The sequence below is a fragment of the Salinarimonas sp. NSM genome, from assembly GCF_052380005.1.
Classification (GTDB): Bacteria; Pseudomonadota; Alphaproteobacteria; order Rhizobiales; family Beijerinckiaceae; genus Salinarimonas.
The window spans coordinates 25377-40148 of record NZ_JBQTCJ010000045.1 but is presented as its reverse complement, the minus strand read 5'-3'; the positions used below and the strand labels follow the sequence as shown (position 1 = coordinate 40148).

The following is a 14772-nucleotide window of genomic DNA, read 5'->3' as shown; positions in this document are numbered from 1 at the left end:
GCCGCTGCCCGTGCGGAGGCCGCCCGGCCGGCACGCGCCGCGCGGCCCGCGCCAGAGCCGGCTTCGGCGCTGCCGCGCACCGAGACCCGCCCCGACGGATCGCGCGTCATCCGCGTCGTGCCGGCGTTCCAGTAGAGCGACGTCGAGCGCGGCTGAACGACAGGCGCCCTCCGGCCGTTTCCCCGATCCCATGCGGCGAGCGGAGGACGGCCATGAGCGCGATCGCGGATCTCTTCGACCTGAGCGGCCAGGCGGCCGTCGTCACCGGCGCGTCGTCCGGCATCGGCGCGGGCATCGCCCGGCTGCTGGGCGAGGCCGGCGCCGACGTCGTCGTGAACTACCGCAGCAGCGAGGACGGTGCGCGCGCCGTCGTGGCCGAGATCGAGGCCGCCGGGCGCCGCGCCATCCCCGTCCAGGCGGACGTCTCGAAGGAGGAGGACGTCGCGCGGCTGTTCGAGGAGGCGCGGCGCGCCTTCGGCACGGTGCACATCCTCGTCGCCAATGCCGGGCTCCAGCGCGACGCGCCCGCCCACGAGATGAGCCTCGCGGATTGGCGCACCGTCATCGACGTCAACCTGACGGGGCAGTTCCTCGCGTGCCGGGAGGCGATCCGCGAGTTCCGCCGCCGGGGCATGGTGCCGCAGACCTGCCCGTCGCTGGGGAAGATCGTCTCGATCTCGTCCGTGCACCAGTTCATCCCGTGGGCGGGGCGGGTGAACTACGCGGCGTCGAAGGGCGGCATCATGCTCATGATGCAGTCGCTCGCCCAGGAATACGCCCACGAGAGGATCCGCGTGAACGGCATCGCGCCCGGCGCGATAAAGACGAAGATCAACAGAGAGTCCTGGGAGGATTCGGAGGCGGAGCGTGAGCTGCTCGAGCTGATCCCCTACGGCCGCGTCGGCGCGCCCGACGACGTCGCCCAGGCGGCGCTCTGGCTCGCCTGCGACGCGAGCGACTACGTCACCGGCGAGACGATCGTGGTCGACGGCGGGATGGCGCTCTATCCGGGCTTCCGCGAGGGTGGCTGAGGCGCCTCGGCGCCCGAGTCCTGCGCGTGCGGCTCCTGGCCGGCACCGCCCTGTCCGAGCGCAAGGCCCTTGGCGAGCCGCTCGATCCGGTCGGCGGCCTTCACCACCGCGTGGGCGACCTTGTCCTCGCTCGCCTGGCGCCGCTCGTCCGCGCCCGCGAGCGTGCTCCTCAGCTCGGCCACCTCGGCCTCGAGCGAGCCGATGCGCGCCTGGGCGTCCACGAGGGTGTCGGCGAAGGTGAGCGCCGCCATGACCTGCAGGCGCATGTCGCCGATCTCGCCGAAGGCCTCGCGCATCTCGCCGATCTTGGCGTCGAGCATCGCGGCGAGGCCCTCGAGCCGCGCTTCCTCGCCCTCGCCGCAGGCCATGCGGTAGGTCTTGCCGGCAATGAGGACTGTGATCTGGGGCACGGGGGGACCCTCCGACGCTCTCGTCACAGGTGGGGGGCGACCCCGGCGTCCTCGAGCACGCCGCGTACGGCGGCGAGCGCGCGGCCGACGCGGCCCTCGACGTCCCGCGTCGTCGCCTCGAGCGCCTCGAGCCGAACGCTCGCGCTCTCGAGGTCGACCGCGAGGCGGGCGCGGTCGTCCTGCATGATCTGGAGCTCGGTCTCGAGGTCGGCGCGGCTGCGCTCGGCCTCGAGCCGCCGCGCCACGGCCGCCTCGAGCTGCCCGAGCGAGGCCTCGAGCCGCTTGAGCGCCTCGTCGAGCGGAACGGCCATGCCAGCGCTCCCCGAAAAGCCTGCGACAGAAGACCTGAGCGTATGGGGCGAATCGAAAAGCGGCAAGCCGAGGCTCGCCGCTTTCCACCGGAATTCGATCCGTGTTCACGGGCCTTTAGGCCCAGCCGCTGAGGCGCGGTATCAGGCCGCGCGGACGTCCACGCCCTTCACCGGCAGCGAGAAGCGCTCGGCGAGGTGCCAGCGCAGCTCGCGCAGCGACTGGTAGGGATAGGAACGGTCGATCATGTGGCTCAGGTCGCGCTTGCCGGCCCGGCCGGCGGCGAACAGCCGCGCCACGGTGAAGATGTCGCCATCGGGGCGACGGTCGATCTGGGGGTGAATCTCGAACTGCATGGCTTGGTGTCTTCGTTCTTCTTGCAATGGCTCGGAGGCGAGGGCGGTCCCGTCTGGAGCGCGAACGTGCCATTGCATGGCGACAGGCGCGTGACGGGCGATGAGCCGCTCGGATGCCGAGTTGGGGTGCCTCGCGGCGGAATGCCGTCGGGACATTGGTGAAACGTCGCGGGGCGTTGGCCGGTTCCGCGTCCTGCGGGCATCGGCACGCACTCGACGCCTCACGGCGTCGGCCACGGCGGGCGCGTCGGGATATCGACGTCGCGTATGGATGAAGATGTGTCGCGCGGCGGGAAATTGCAAGCGTCTCGTCCCCCATCCGGCATGATACGCAGCCGGTGCGAGGAATCCTCCTCGTCGGCTCGTGCGCCGGCCCGTTCCGGGTTCGCGCCGCTTGGCGCTTTCCCTTCCGCCCGAGACGCTGCTAGCATCCGCTCCCGCGGCGCGCGCTGCGCGCCCGGGCCCGCGAACGAGGGCGAGAACGAGGGAAGGACGGCGGCATGGATACCGGGACGACGATGCGCGCGGCGAACGACGTGAGGGCGCCCAACGACCTCTCGTCCTGGTGGATGCCCTTCACGGCCAACCGCGCCTTCAAGAGCGCGCCGCGCATGATCACCGGCGCCAAGGACATGCACTACACGACGCCGGACGGTCGGCAGGTGATCGACGGCATCGCCGGCCTGTGGTCCTGCAACGCCGGCCATGCCCGCGACCCGATCGTCGCCGCGATCCAGCGCCAGGCGCAGGAGCTCGACTACTCGCCCGCCTTCCAGTTCGGCCACCCGCACGGCTTCGCGGCGGCCGCGCGCATCGCGCAGATGGCGCCGGGCGACCTCGACCACGTGTTCTTCACCAATTCCGGCTCGGAGGCGATCGACACGGCGCTCAAGATCGCGCTCGCCTACTGGAACGTCTCGGGGCAGGGGCAGAAGACGCGGCTCATCGGGCGCGAGCGCGGCTATCACGGCGTGGGCTTCGGCGGCATCTCGGTCGGCGGCATCGTCACGAACCGCAAGTTCTTCGGCACGCTGCTCGCGGGCGTCGACCACCTGCCGCACACCTACTCGCGCGAGCACCAGGCCTTCACGAAGGGCGAGCCGGAGTGGGGCGCGCACCTCGCCGACGATCTCGAGCGCATCGTCGCGCTGCACGACGCCTCGACGGTCGCGGCCGTCGTGGTCGAGCCGATGGCGGGCTCCACCGGCGTGCTGCCGCCGCCCAAGGGCTACCTGAAGCGCCTGCGCGAGATCTGCGACAAGCACAACATCCTGCTCGTCTTCGACGAGGTGATCTCCGGCTTCGGGCGCCTCGGCTTCGCCTTCGCGGCCGAGCGCTACGGCGTCGTGCCCGACATGATCACCTTCGCCAAGGCGGTGAACTCGGGCACCGTGCCGATGGGCGGCGTGATCGTGCGCAAGGGCGTGCACGACGCCTTCATGAAGGGTCCCGAGCACGTCATCGAGCTCTTCCACGGCTACACCTATTCCGGCCACCCGCTCGCCTGCGCCGCGGCGATCGCCACGCTCGACCTCTACCGGGAGGAGAAGCTGTTCGAGCGCGCGCTCGCGCTCGAGCCGATCTGGGCGGACGCGATGATGTCGCTCAGGGAGCTGCCGAACGTGCTCGACATCCGCACCGTGGGCCTGGTGGGCGCGATCGACCTCGCCTCGCGCCCGGACGGCGTCGGCAAGCGCGCCTTCGAGGCGATGGACCTCGCCTTCCGCGAGCACGACGTCGTCATCCGCATCACCGCGGACACGATCGCGCTGACGCCGCCGCTGATCATCACCGAGGACCAGATCGGCGAGATCGTCGACAAGGTCGGGCGCGTCATCCGCGCGGTGGCGTGAGGCGATCACGCCCGTGCTGATGCGCCGCGACAGGGCCCAGGTCCTCGCCGTCGACCTGCAGGAGCGCCTTCTGCCGGCGCTCCCGCGCGGCGAGGCGGCGCTCGCGCGCGCCGCGATCGTGCTGCGGGCGGCGGGCCTCCTCGGCATCCCGGTGGCCGCCTGCGTGCACTACCCGAAGGGGCTCGGGCCGCTCGTGGCGCCGATCCGCGCGGCGCTGCCGGAGAGGGCGCCGGTCTTCGAGAAGATCGGCTTCAGCGCCGCCGCGGACCCGGCGATCGCCGGCTGGCTCGACGCCAACCTCGCGCGGGGGCGCGACCAGGTGGTGATCGTCGGCGCGGAGGCGCACGTCTGCGTCCTCCAGACGGCGCTCGACCTGATCGGGCGTGGGTTCCACGTCTTCGTCGTCGCCGACGCCGTGGCGAGCCGCGCCGAGGCGGACCTCCACGCCGCGACCGCGCGCCTCCTCCACGCCGGCGGCCACTGGGTCACGAGCGAGATGGCGGCCTTCGAATGGGCGGAGCGGGGCGACGATCCGGCGTTCCGGGAGGTGCTGGGGCTGGTGAAGTGAGCGCGGCCATGCGGCGCTTGCCGCATGGGCGTCACGTGGTACCGTCGCCTTGGAGGTTTGCCATGACCGACGCGTCTCCGATCCTCGTCAGCCGGGATCACAAGGCCTTCGTGGAGCGACTGGTCGAGACCGGCCGGTTCGGCAGCGCTCAGGACGTCCTGGAGAGTGCTCTCGATCTGCTGCGCGAGCAGGTCGAGGAGACGTCTTCGAGCCGCGCCGATTTGCGGCGCCTTCTGCTGGAGCGCCTGGAAGGGCCTTTCGTCTCGTCAGAGGAGATGGAAGCGCTGATCACCGAGATGATCGAGCGGGAGCACGGCGAGAATGAGCCGTAGGGTTCGCTACGCGCGTGCCGCCCTCACGGATTTTCAGACCGTCTACAGACATCTCTTGCGAAGCTACCGCCAGTTCGGCGAAACGGCGGCGCAAGCACGTGCTCGTGCTACACGCCGGGTCGGCGAGATACGCGAGGTTGCGGACAGCCTCGCCGAACGTCCCTATCGCGGGCGTCGCGATGACGATCTGCTTGCTGGACTGCGCCATCTCACCGTCGACAGAGCGATCATCTACTTCAAGCTCGACGAGGACGATCAAGCCGTCCTCGTTCTCGGCGTCTTCTTCGGTGCGCAGAACCACAGGCCGAAGATGGCGGAACGTCTGCTGCCCAAGTGATCTCACCCGGGCCCCGTCCGGCTCGCGCCGCTAGGGTCCTCGCCGGAGGAGGCGACGTAGCCCTTCAGCTCCTCGATCGAGCCGAAGACGAGGCGGCCGTCGGGCGTCTCGGCCTCGATCGAGCCGTCGGAATACATGACGTAGCGGTTTGCGCCCGAGACGTGGGTGCCGACGACGTGCGGGGGCGCGGGCGGCTCGGCACCGGCCTCGTCGGGAGTCTCGCCGAGGGCGGCGTCCTCGGCACGCGGCGCGTCGGCCGGTGCGGCATCGTCGGCCGCTTCCTCCGGAACCTCGCCCGGGACGTGGCTCGGTGCGGGCGTGATCTCGTCCGCCGCCGGCTGGGCCTCGGCGCTCTCGTGCGCGACGGGCTCCGCGGGGAGCGGCGCGGGCTCGTTCGCCTCGTGCCGGCGGGTCAGCGCGTCCGCCTCGGCGGCGATGCGGCTCGGCTCGCGGGGCGAGAGGATCGGCTCCTCGATGCCGGCACGGGGGACCACCGCCGCATCGGCCTCCTCCTGCTCCTGCTCCTCCTCCTCCTCCTTTTCCTCCTCCTTCTCGGGCGCGACCGGAGGCGCGGCGGGTGTTTCGGGCTGCGCGTCCGCGACGGCGTCGGCCTCGCTCGCAGGAGGCGCCGGCGGCGCGTCCGCCGAGGGCGGCTCGATCCACAGCTCCTCGCCCTGCGGCTTCTCGAGCTGCAGACCCTCTGCCCGCATTGCCTCGGCCTTCGGCTCGTCGCTCGGTCGCTCCGGCACGGGCCCGAGGTCGAGGGGTGGCAGGCCGCCATCCGGCTCCGGCGGTGCCGTCTTCAGCGACGGCGCGATCGCCTCCGCTGCGACGCCGCCGATGCCGAGCGCCGCGGCGGGCGCCGGGCCGGCCGGCGTCGCCGCGTCCTGCGGCGGCAGTTTCGGCGCGATCTCGCGACTGTGCGGCGCTGCGGACGTCTCGCTCGGCGCGGGTGCGGAGAGCTCCGCGGCATCGGCCGCGGACGTTCCCGGCCGGCGCGGGAAGGCCGGTGCCGCGGCGTTCCGGCTCGCGCGCACCGCGTCCGCGAGCGAATCGAGCCGCGTCGCGAGCGCCCGCGCGGCGGCGGCGACGCCGGCCAGCACGAGCCCTCCGGTGGCGAGCGTCGCCCCCGCGATCACCATGGACCAGCCGCGCTCAAGGAGAAGGATTTCCCAGCCCGTCAGGACCGCGAAGGCCCCGCCCACGACCATGGCGGCGGCGACGACGTAGAGGACGACGAACATGGGTGACCTTCGCGAACACGTGCCGGGAGACGCGCACGCCGTCACGGTATGTCGAACGCGCGGCGTTGCCAATCCGAGGAGGATCGGCCGGGCGGCGGCTTCGGTTCCATGCGCCGCCGTCGAAACGTCGTCCTCGTGCGTTATCCCGCATGCCCGCCGGCTGCGCCCACGGTTGCCGGACGGCGGCGCGAGGCTTAGTTCTTTGGCGCCGCGCGCTGCCGCGCGCACCGAGACGACCGGCCGACGATGGTCACGACGAACGTCCCAGGAGAGAGACCCATGTCCTTCGAGCTTCCCCCCCTGCCTTACGCCTACGACGCGCTCTCGCCGTACATGTCGGCCGAGACGCTCGAATTCCATCACGACAAGCACCACAACGCCTACGTGACCAAGGGCAACGAGCTGCTGGAGGGATCCGAGCTCGCCGGCAAGTCGCTGGAGGAGATCGTCAAGGGATCCTACGGCACCAACCAGGCGCTCTTCAACAACGCCGGCCAGCACTACAACCACCTCCACTTCTGGAACTGGATGAAGCCGGGCGGCGGAGGCTCCATCCCCGGCGCGCTCGAGAAGAGGATCGTCGAGGATCTCGGCGGCGTCGAGAAGATGAAGTCGGACTTCGTCGCGGCGGGCGTCGGCCAGTTCGGCTCCGGCTGGTGCTGGGTCGCCGTGAAGGACGGCAAGCTCGCCATCATGAAGACGCCCAACGGCGAGAGCCCGCTCGTCCACGGCGCGACGCCGATTCTCGGCTGCGACGTGTGGGAGCACTCCTACTACATCGACTACCGCAACCGCCGTCCGGACTACATCAAGGCCTTCCTCGACCACCTGGTGAACTGGGAATACGTCGAGAAGCTCTACAACGAGGCCGGCTGACCGCCGGGTCGCCCTGGCGCGCACAGGAACGGGACCCCTCGCGGGGTCCCGTTCTCGTTTCCGGTCGGCGGGATCTCACGTCGCGTAGAGCGCGAGCAGGATCGGCAGCGTCACCAGCGTGACGATCAGGGAGGCGATGATCGCCAATGACGTCTCGTCCTCGAAATGCTGGTACTTCGAGGCGAAGACGAACACGCCCGCGCCGATCGGCTGCGCCGCCATGATCAGCGCCGCGACGAACCAGAGGTCGCTCGTGTCCATGCCGAGCCCGTAGATCGCCACCGCGAAGGTGACGAGCGGCTGGATCACCACCTTGATGGCGATGAGCGGCAGGATGCGGGAGATCCGCCGTTTGTCGATCAATGCCGAGGCGTCGAGCTGGGCGAGCCCGAGCCCGAGCGCGAACAGCGCCGTCGGACCCGCCGCCGCGCCCAGGAAATCGGCGAAGAGGGCGACGGGGGTGGGCAGGGGGACGCCCGCGACGCTCACCACGACGCCCACGACGACGGCGACCGTCAACGGGTTCGTCAGCGTCGCCTTGAGCGCCCCGGCGATCGCCGCCCCGCCGCCGGCGCCACCCGCGCCGCGGCGCGAGAGCAGGTCGTTGAGGAGGATCACCGTCATGATCACCGGCACGTTGTGCAGGATCGTCGCGATGGCGGCGGGCACCGCCGCGCCCGTGCCGAGCGCGGTGATCAGGATCGGCACGCCCATGTACCCCGTCGTGCCGTAGGAGGCGGCCATGGCGGGGATCGTCGCCTGCGGCATCGCCGTGCCCCCGAGCCGTGCGGCGAGCGCCCCGAGCACGAAGGCGGCGGCGATGCCCGCGAGCGTGGCGCCCATGAAGCTCCATTGTTGCAGCTCCGCCGGATCGGCGCGCGCAACCGCGATGAAGAGCAGCGCCGGCAGGGCGCCGTAGAGGACGTATTCGTTGAGGAGCCGCGTCCCCGCCTTGTCGACGCCCCGCCACAGGGCGAACAGGTACCCGGCCAGGATCACCGCGAAGATGGGCGCCACGATCTGGAGCATTGCCGGCACGACCTCTCTCGCGGGATCGGCGATGCACCGATCCCGATGATCCACCCAGCGCGCTCACACGGCCAGTGCCTCGGCGCGCGCGACCGCCACGTCCTCGAACATGATTCCCTCGCCGTAGAGCGCCTCGATGCCCTCGATCAGGCTCTCGTAGGCGCGGCGCTTGGCGACGTAGGCGGCGTCGAGCTCGGCGTGGAGCGCCGCGCGCAGCGGCTCGAGGGCGTTGCTCTCGTCGGGCGCCGGGCGGCCGGCTTTGCGTAGGACGTCGCGCAGCGTCTGGTCGTGCGTCCCGACGTCGGTGAGGAACTTTCGCGCCCGCCGCTCCGAGCCGAGATAGTCCGGGATGTTCGCCACCCCGAGGTTCTCCCAGTTCACGACGCGCCCCGTCACCGCCCGGTAGACGTTGGGCACGACGAGGAACGTGTCCTCGGCGGCGTAGCCCGTCGTCCGCGCCGCGTCGGGATCGAGCCCGAGGCCGCGGATGGTGATGTTCTTCTCGGCGAAGATCGCGAGCAGCACCTCGATCGCGGGCAGGCCCGAGCGGTTGCCGAAGCCGGAGAAGCCGCCCTCGATCAGGTCGAAGCCGTGGTAGATCGAGGTCAGGGCGTTCTGCAGGCCGAGCCCTTTATCGTCGTGGGCGTGGACGCAGAAATGCACCTGCGGGTAGTCGTTGACGAGGTTCGCGGCGAGCACCGCCATCGTCTCCGGGTAGCAGACGCCCAGCGAGTCGTTGATGCGCACCGTGTCGATGCCGAGCGCGAGCGAGCGGTCGATCTGGCGGACGATGTGGGCATAGGCGGCCTCGTCGACGCCGCGCGAGAAGTTGTTGATGAGGCTCACGCGGAAGTGCCGGAAGCCCAGCGCGCGGAAGCGCTCGTGCACGCGCTCGAACAGCCGCTCGTCGGAGCGGTGATCGACCATGCCGTAGCTGATGCAGACGTGGTCCTTGAGCGCGTCCGGGAACCGGGCGAACCGCTCGAGCAGCGGCTCCCAGCAGTTGAGGAGCAGGATGAAGGCGAGGCGCACGCCCTCGATCGCGCCGTCGCGCTCGAGCTCGGCGAGCACCTCCGCCATCAGGTCGGGATCGCTCGGCGCGGAGCCGAAGACGACGTCGCGCACGCCGGTGCCGACGATGCGCCGCGCGAGCGCCGCCTTGCGTGCGGCGGGAACCGAGAAGGGGCAGCGCTCCGTCCCCTCGCGGAGGGTCTCGTCGAGCAGGCCGGCGAGCTCGAAGTCGGAATAGCGGGGAACGTGGCCGGACGGGAAGGAGAGGTTCATGGCATGGCCCTCGCAGTGCAGGATGTTGCACCGCAATATGGGCCATGAACGCAACCCTGAGTCAATATATGCGCCCGCATGTTGTTTCGGCGCCCGGCGCCCGTTCCCGCATCAATTGCACACTGCCTCATCATAGTTTCAGAAGTTGCCCAACGTCAAGCGGTGTTCTTCGCACCGCAGCAGCGCTCGAGCACCGAGCGCCGGCTCGGCTCCGCGCCCGGTGCTTGACCGGGGGGCGCGGCCGTTCGAACCTGTCTGAACGCGGCGCGAGACCGCGGGCGGAGGAGCGGCATGGATCTCGGGGCACGGCTGGCCGGGCGGCATGTCCTGATCACGGGGGCATCGAGCGGGCTCGGCGCGCATTTCGCGCGGCTGTGCGCCCGCCACGGCGCCCGCGTCAGCGTCGCCGCGCGCCGGCGCGAGCGCCTCGCCGCCCTCGTCGGCGAGCTGGAGGCCGCGGGTGCGGCCGGCGCCGCAGCTCTGGACCTCGACGTGACGGACGCGCATTCGGTCGCCGATTGCTTCGACGCGCTCTCCGCGCCGCTCGACGTGCTGGTCAACAACGCCGGGATCAGCGGTCCCGGCGCGGCCATCGACCTGCCCGTCGAGACCTTCGATGCGGTCATGGCGACGAACCTGCGCGGGCCCTGGCTGATGGCGACGCACGCGGCGCGCGCCTGGCGCGACGCGGGGCGCCCCGGCACGATCGTCACCATCGCCTCGATCGTCGCCGAGCGGGTCGCCGGCGGGGTCGCGCCCTACTGCATCTCCAAGGCGGGCGTGAAGCAGATGACCGCGGCGCTCGCGCTGGAATGGGCGCGCTTCGGCATCCGCGTCAACGCGCTCGCGCCGGGCTACATCGAGACCGAGATCAACGTGGGCTTCTTCGACACGCCGGCGGGGGAGGCGCTCGTCAAGCGCATCCCGATGCGGCGCCTGGGGAAGCCCGAGGACCTCGACGCCGCCTTCCTGCTGCTGGCCACCGACGCCGCGCCCTGGATGACCGGCGCGCTGGTGCCGGTGGACGGCGGGCATCTGGTATCGGGGCTGTGACGGCGGTGGCCCGTGCCGACGCCGCCCCCAACGCGGAGTGACCATGGACTTCACGATCTCCCCCCGCGTCGAGGACCTGCGCCGGCGCATCCACGCCTTCGTCGCGCGCGAGCTGATCCCGCTCGAGAGCGACCCGGCGGCGTGGGACGCGCACGAGAACATCGCGCTGCCGGTGCTCGCCGACATGCGGGCCAAGGCGCGGGCCGAAGGACTGTGGTGCCTGCAGCTGCGGCCCGAGACCGGCGGCGGTGGCCTGGACAAGCAGGGCATGGCGGTCTGCTACGAAGCCATGAACCGCTCGATCTTCGGCCCGGTCGTGTTCAATTCCGCCGCGCCGGACGACGGCACGATGATGCTGCTCGAGAAGGTCGCGACGCCCGAGCAGAAGGCGCGCTGGCTCGCGCCCATCGTCTCCGGTGCGGTGCGCTCGGCCTTCGCCATGACCGAGCCGCACCCGGGCGGCGGCTCGGATCCCGGCATGATCGCCACGCGCGCCGAGCGTGTGGGCGGCGGCTGGCGGATCACCGGGCGCAAGTGGTTCATCACCGGCGCCGCCGCGGCACGCCACTTCGTGCTGATCGCACGCACCTCGGACGACGCGCGGCGCGGGCTGACCGCCTTCCTGTTCGACGCCGGACAGCCCGGCTGGGAGATCGTCCGGCGCATCCCGATCATGGGGCCGGAGGAGCACGGCGGGCATTGCGAGCTCGTCTTCGACGGGCTCGTCGTCCCCGACGACGCCGTGCTGATGGGCGTCGGCGACGGGCTCAAGGCGACGCAGATCCGCCTCGGCCCTGCGAGGCTGACGCACTGCATGCGCTGGCTCGGCCTCGCCGAGCGCTGCGTCGAGATCGCCCGCGCCTACGCCGCCGAGCGCGAGGGCTTCGGCGTGCGCCTCGCCGACCGGGAGAGCGTGCAGCTGATGCTGGGCGATCTCGGCATGAAGATCGAGGTCGGCCGCCTCCTCGTGATGAAGGCCGCCTGGGCGCTCGACCGCGGCTCCTTCGCCAGGAAGGAGATCTCGATGGCGAAGATCGCGGTGGCGAACCTCCTGCACGAGGCTGCCGACGTCGCGATCCAGATCAACGGGGCGCGGGGCTACTCGAAGGACACGGTCCTCGAGTGGATCTACCGCTACGCCCGCCAGGCGCGGCTCGTCGACGGCGCGGACGAGGTCCACAAGATGGTGCTCAACCGCCACCTCGCCGAGGAGGGCGACGGGTTCTGGCGCTGGGACGTCGCGGACGGGGAGGGCGCGCCATGAGCTCGATCCTCCCCCGAGACCGCCTCACCGCCAACATCGCGCTTCTGTTTCCCGACCTGCCGTTCCTCGAGCGCATCGACGCCGCGGCGTCGTGCGGCTTCCCGCAGGTCGAGTGCCATTTCCCCTACGACCATCCCGTCGAGACGCTGGCCGCGCGCCTCGCGGCGGCGGGCGTGCGGATGACGGGGCTCAACACCCGCCCCGGCGGCCCCGGCGAATGGGGGCGCGCGGCGCTGCCCGGGCGCGAGGAGGCGTTCCGCGCCGATCTCGACGAGGCGCTCGGCTATGCCCGTGCGCTGGGCGTGACGGGCGTTCACGTCATGGCCGGCCATCCCGCGCCGGCCGATCGGGAGGCGGCGCGCGCGACCTACGTCGCCAACCTGCGCGAGGCGGCGGACCGGGCGGCGCCCGACGGCATCACCATCCTGGTCGAGCCGCTCAACGCCTACGACCGGCCGGGATACTTCGTCTCCCGTGCGGACGAGATCGCGGAGATCCTGGGCGAGGTCGAGCGGGACAACGTGAAGCTCCTGTTCGATTTCTACCATGTGCAGATCGGCGAGGGGGACCTGATCCGCCGCTTCCGGCGCCTGCTGCCGCTCGTCGGCCACGTCCAGGTCGCCGCCGTGCCCGATCGCGGCGAGCCGGACGGGGGCGAGATCGCCTATCGCGCCATCTTCGAGGAGATCGCCGCAAGCGGCTGGGAGGGCCTGATCGGCCTCGAGTACAAGCCCCGCGGCGACACGGCGGCGGGGCTCGCCTGGATGGAGCGGCTCGGGATCGGGTGACCGCGACGCTCGGCGACGCGTTCCCGTGAACCGGATCGCGCCCGCATCCGACGAAGGTGGCGATCGACATCGCCAGCGGAGACGTGACCGCCATGCACATCGAGCCGTTCACCGAGAGCGCCCCGTGGGAGCGCGGCTTCGCGGCCGTCTTCGCGCGCGACGTCGCACCCATCCTGCCGAAGCTCGAGCGCGAGCGCCTCGCCATCCTCGGACGGCGTCGGCTGCGCCTGCGGATCGTCGCCGCGGTCGTCGTCGTGCTGCTCGGGGCGACGCTCCTCGCGCCGATCGGCTGGGACATCCGCCTCGTCGTCACCGCCTTCGTCGCCTTCGGCGGCCTCGTCGCGGCGCTGCTCGTCGCGAGCGTCGGCCAGGAGGATTTCGCGGGGCGGGTGAAGGCCGGGCTGATGCCGCATCTCGCCGGCTTCCTCGGGCTGCGCTACGACCCCGTGGCCGAGGAGCGGCCGGACTTCGCCCCGCTGCGCGCGCTCGACCTGCTTCCTCCCTACGATCGCGCGGGATGGGCGGACGGTCTCGCCGGCCGCTACCGAGACGTCGAGATCCGCGCCTGCGAGCTGGGCCTGGCCGAGCGCCGCAGCGAGACGGACTCGGACGGCAAGAGCCGCACGACGTACCACACCGTGTTCCAGGGCGTGGTCGCGACGCTGTCGACGCCCCGCCCGGCGCCGGGCGCGATCGTCATCACGCGGGACGCGGGTCGCGTCTTCAATGCCGTCGACGGCTTCCTCAGGACCCTGCGCGGCGGCCTGGAGCGCGTGGAGATCGGCCATCCCGGCTTCGAGGCCGCCTTCGAGGTCCATGCGGAGGACCCCGCCGGCGCGCGCGCCTTCCTCGACGGGCCGTTCCTGGACGCGCTCGTCGCCGTCGCCCGAGGTGCAGAGCCGGACGGGCGGGAGCGGGGGCTGGGCGGCGCCTTCGTCGGCGATCGCTTCCACCTGGCGGTGGCGGGGCTGCGGCTCGTCTCCGTCGGCCCTGTGGACGAGACTCTCGCGGCCATCGAGCCCCACCTCCATCGCAGCCTCGCCGAGATGAGCTTCCCGCTGCGGCTCGTCGACCGCTTCTACGGCGACGCGCCCTCCGGCGCCGGCACGAGCCGCCAGGAGAGCACCTCCATGAGGTCGGAGAACCTGGTGGAGGAGAGATAGAACAATTCCCGCCCGCGCCGCTCGGCCAGGCGGTCCTGCGCCTCCAGCGTCGCGTCCGGATAGGCGGGGCGCACCACGAGGAGCGGCGCGGGACCGGGCGCCTGCGCGAGCCGCTCGTAGGCGGCCGGGATTGCGAGATCCCGGGTCGCGGGGAGGAAGCCGGCATAGCCGCGGTTGACGCCGTAGCCGCGCCGGCGCGCCCCCGCGGCGAAGCCGCCCGCCAGCGCATGCGCGCTGCTCGCCCGCGCGAACCCCGTGCCGCGGCGCAGGCGGGCGGAGAGCCGCTCGGACGGGTCGCGCAGCCACGCCACGCCGGCGAGACCCTGCGCATCGAGCGCATGGAGGAGCGCGCCGCGTGCGCCCGGCGCGACGTGGATCTCCCCCGGCGCGCCGACGAAGTCCGGCTGGCGCCCGACGGCCTGCGCGAAGGTCTCGACCTGCCCCCGGATTCGCGCGACGAGCGCGTCGCGGTCGAGCCGACCGGCGATCGCCTTGGCGAGGAAGGCGGCCGGCCGCCCGTCGGAGAGATCTAGGGCGAGGCCGACGCCGATGCTCCGCGGCAGCGCAGAGAGTTCCGCCACCCGCGTGGCGAAGGCGGGCCCGCCCGGCCGCACCGCGATGGCGGAGACGCGCCCCATGGCGACGAGGTCGAGCGCGGCATCGCACACGCCGTGGGCGACGCCGTAATCCTCCGCCATGACGACGATGCTCCGCGTCACCGGGTCCCCCGCGAGCCGCTGCCGAGCCCCGATTAGCGCGCGTGCCGCTTCGGCGCTAGTCGGGCTCGAACCGAGGACCCGCTGACCAAGAGTCGGCTCGCGTAATCCGAAAGCCTGTTTTTTCCGGCGCAGGTATGCGACGCTATCGCGGACCTC

The 14772-nt window shown here is 71.8% G+C and carries 17 protein-coding genes; 10 read left to right on the top strand and 7 right to left on the bottom strand.

The window, feature by feature from the left end; translation table 11 throughout:
• The first annotated feature begins 212 nt into the window (after nt 1-212).
• Nucleotides 213-1031, top strand: coding sequence for an SDR family oxidoreductase (locus tag ACTZWW_RS15955; protein WP_444781955.1), 819 nt, complete (start codon nt 213-215; stop codon nt 1029-1031).
• Here the strand turns inward: ACTZWW_RS15955 and ACTZWW_RS15950 are convergent.
• From ACTZWW_RS15950 to ACTZWW_RS15940, 3 genes are all read right to left on the bottom strand, one after another.
• Complete coding sequence (locus ACTZWW_RS15950; protein WP_444781954.1) at nt 1004-1441, bottom strand: cell division protein ZapA; 438 nt, start codon at nt 1439-1441, stop codon at nt 1004-1006. The two genes, ACTZWW_RS15955 and ACTZWW_RS15950, sit on opposite strands and share 28 nt — an antisense overlap.
• Before the next feature lie 23 nt (nt 1442-1464).
• Nucleotides 1465-1752 (bottom strand): DUF4164 domain-containing protein, encoded by a 288-nt coding sequence (locus ACTZWW_RS15945; RefSeq protein WP_444781953.1) that lies wholly within the window; start codon nt 1750-1752, stop codon nt 1465-1467.
• A gap of 141 nt (nt 1753-1893) precedes the next feature.
• On the bottom strand, nt 1894-2106 hold the full coding sequence (locus tag ACTZWW_RS15940; RefSeq protein WP_444781952.1) for a hypothetical protein: 213 nt from the start codon (nt 2104-2106) through the stop codon (nt 1894-1896).
• A gap of 500 nt (nt 2107-2606) precedes the next feature.
• On the opposite strand from ACTZWW_RS15940, the gene aptA reads away from it, so the two are divergent.
• The 4 genes from aptA (at nt 2607) to ACTZWW_RS15920 (ending at nt 5196) form a co-directional block, all read left to right on the top strand.
• Nucleotides 2607-3959: an omega-aminotransferase AptA gene (gene aptA / locus ACTZWW_RS15935; RefSeq protein ID WP_444781951.1), complete on the top strand. Its 1353-nt coding sequence runs from the start codon at nt 2607-2609 to the stop codon at nt 3957-3959.
• Nucleotides 3960-3978: 19 nt separating this feature from the next.
• Nucleotides 3979-4527, top strand: coding sequence for an isochorismatase family protein (locus tag ACTZWW_RS15930; protein WP_444781959.1), 549 nt, complete (start codon nt 3979-3981; stop codon nt 4525-4527).
• A gap of 62 nt (nt 4528-4589) precedes the next feature.
• Nucleotides 4590-4859 (top strand): type II toxin-antitoxin system ParD family antitoxin, encoded by a 270-nt coding sequence (locus ACTZWW_RS15925; protein ID WP_444781950.1) that lies wholly within the window; start codon nt 4590-4592, stop codon nt 4857-4859.
• Nucleotides 4849-5196 carry a type II toxin-antitoxin system RelE/ParE family toxin gene (locus ACTZWW_RS15920; protein WP_444781949.1) on the top strand — a complete coding sequence of 116 codons (348 nt, stop codon included), beginning with the start codon at nt 4849-4851 and terminating at the stop codon, nt 5194-5196. Before ACTZWW_RS15925 ends, ACTZWW_RS15920 begins: the two co-directional genes overlap by 11 nt.
• A 2-nt stretch (nt 5197-5198) precedes the next feature.
• Here ACTZWW_RS15920 and ACTZWW_RS15915 read toward each other — a convergent pair whose 3' ends face one another.
• Complete coding sequence (locus ACTZWW_RS15915) at nt 5199-6440, bottom strand: hypothetical protein (RefSeq protein ID WP_444781948.1); 1242 nt, start codon at nt 6438-6440, stop codon at nt 5199-5201.
• 279 nt (nt 6441-6719) lie between these two features.
• Between ACTZWW_RS15915 and ACTZWW_RS15910 the strand changes: the two genes are divergently transcribed.
• Entirely contained in the window at nt 6720-7316 is a 597-nt protein-coding gene (locus ACTZWW_RS15910) for a superoxide dismutase (RefSeq protein ID WP_444781947.1), read from the top strand.
• A gap of 75 nt (nt 7317-7391) precedes the next feature.
• Here ACTZWW_RS15910 and ACTZWW_RS15905 read toward each other — a convergent pair whose 3' ends face one another.
• On the bottom strand, nt 7392-8345 hold the full coding sequence (locus tag ACTZWW_RS15905; RefSeq protein WP_444781958.1) for an AEC family transporter: 954 nt from the start codon (nt 8343-8345) through the stop codon (nt 7392-7394).
• A 63-nt stretch (nt 8346-8408) separates the two neighbouring features.
• Nucleotides 8409-9629 carry a hypothetical protein gene (locus ACTZWW_RS15900; RefSeq protein ID WP_444781946.1) on the bottom strand — a complete coding sequence of 407 codons (1221 nt, stop codon included), beginning with the start codon at nt 9627-9629 and terminating at the stop codon, nt 8409-8411.
• Nucleotides 9630-9920: 291 nt separating this feature from the next.
• Here ACTZWW_RS15900 and ACTZWW_RS15895 point away from each other — a divergent pair, with 291 nt between their 5' ends.
• From ACTZWW_RS15895 to ACTZWW_RS15880, 4 genes are all read left to right on the top strand, one after another.
• A complete protein-coding gene (locus ACTZWW_RS15895; protein ID WP_444781945.1) occupies nt 9921-10682 on the top strand; it encodes an SDR family NAD(P)-dependent oxidoreductase in 762 nt (253 codons plus the stop codon).
• A gap of 43 nt (nt 10683-10725) precedes the next feature.
• Nucleotides 10726-11946, top strand: a complete 1221-nt coding sequence (locus ACTZWW_RS15890) for an acyl-CoA dehydrogenase family protein (RefSeq protein ID WP_444781944.1) — start codon at nt 10726-10728, stop codon at nt 11944-11946.
• Entirely contained in the window at nt 11943-12734 is a 792-nt protein-coding gene (locus tag ACTZWW_RS15885; RefSeq protein ID WP_444781943.1) for a hydroxypyruvate isomerase family protein, read from the top strand. The genes ACTZWW_RS15890 and ACTZWW_RS15885 overlap by 4 nt, the downstream gene beginning before the upstream one ends.
• Nucleotides 12735-12826: 92 nt before the next feature.
• Nucleotides 12827-13897: a DUF3137 domain-containing protein gene (locus ACTZWW_RS15880; RefSeq protein WP_444781942.1), complete on the top strand. Its 1071-nt coding sequence runs from the start codon at nt 12827-12829 to the stop codon at nt 13895-13897.
• On the opposite strand, the gene ACTZWW_RS15875 is transcribed toward ACTZWW_RS15880, so the two are convergent.
• Nucleotides 13813-14616: a ChbG/HpnK family deacetylase gene (locus ACTZWW_RS15875; RefSeq protein ID WP_444781941.1), complete on the bottom strand. Its 804-nt coding sequence runs from the start codon at nt 14614-14616 to the stop codon at nt 13813-13815. The genes ACTZWW_RS15880 and ACTZWW_RS15875 overlap by 85 nt on opposite strands.
• Between the last annotated feature and the right edge of the window lie 156 nt (nt 14617-14772).

Bases quoted from the DNA above. Each gene is read 5' to 3' on its own strand.
- ACTZWW_RS15955 (WP_444781955.1), top strand. From the start codon at position 213: ATGAGCGCGATCGCGGATCTCTTCGACCTGAGCGGCCAGGCGGCCGTC.
- ACTZWW_RS15945 (WP_444781953.1), bottom strand. From the start codon at position 1,752: ATGGCCGTTCCGCTCGACGAGGCGCTCAAGCGGCTCGAGGCCTCGCTC.
- ACTZWW_RS15940 (WP_444781952.1), bottom strand. From the start codon at position 2,106: ATGCAGTTCGAGATTCACCCCCAGATCGACCGTCGCCCCGATGGCGAC.
- aptA (WP_444781951.1), top strand. From the start codon at position 2,607: ATGGATACCGGGACGACGATGCGCGCGGCGAACGACGTGAGGGCGCCC.
- ACTZWW_RS15930 (WP_444781959.1), top strand. From the start codon at position 3,979: ATGCGCCGCGACAGGGCCCAGGTCCTCGCCGTCGACCTGCAGGAGCGC.
- ACTZWW_RS15925 (WP_444781950.1), top strand. From the start codon at position 4,590: ATGACCGACGCGTCTCCGATCCTCGTCAGCCGGGATCACAAGGCCTTC.
- ACTZWW_RS15920 (WP_444781949.1), top strand. From the start codon at position 4,849: ATGAGCCGTAGGGTTCGCTACGCGCGTGCCGCCCTCACGGATTTTCAG.
- ACTZWW_RS15915 (WP_444781948.1), bottom strand. From the start codon at position 6,440: ATGTTCGTCGTCCTCTACGTCGTCGCCGCCGCCATGGTCGTGGGCGGG.
- ACTZWW_RS15910 (WP_444781947.1), top strand. From the start codon at position 6,720: ATGTCCTTCGAGCTTCCCCCCCTGCCTTACGCCTACGACGCGCTCTCG.
- ACTZWW_RS15905 (WP_444781958.1), bottom strand. From the start codon at position 8,345: ATGCTCCAGATCGTGGCGCCCATCTTCGCGGTGATCCTGGCCGGGTAC.
- ACTZWW_RS15900 (WP_444781946.1), bottom strand. From the start codon at position 9,629: ATGAACCTCTCCTTCCCGTCCGGCCACGTTCCCCGCTATTCCGACTTC.
- ACTZWW_RS15895 (WP_444781945.1), top strand. From the start codon at position 9,921: ATGGATCTCGGGGCACGGCTGGCCGGGCGGCATGTCCTGATCACGGGG.
- ACTZWW_RS15890 (WP_444781944.1), top strand. From the start codon at position 10,726: ATGGACTTCACGATCTCCCCCCGCGTCGAGGACCTGCGCCGGCGCATC.
- ACTZWW_RS15885 (WP_444781943.1), top strand. From the start codon at position 11,943: ATGAGCTCGATCCTCCCCCGAGACCGCCTCACCGCCAACATCGCGCTT.
- ACTZWW_RS15880 (WP_444781942.1), top strand. From the start codon at position 12,827: ATGCACATCGAGCCGTTCACCGAGAGCGCCCCGTGGGAGCGCGGCTTC.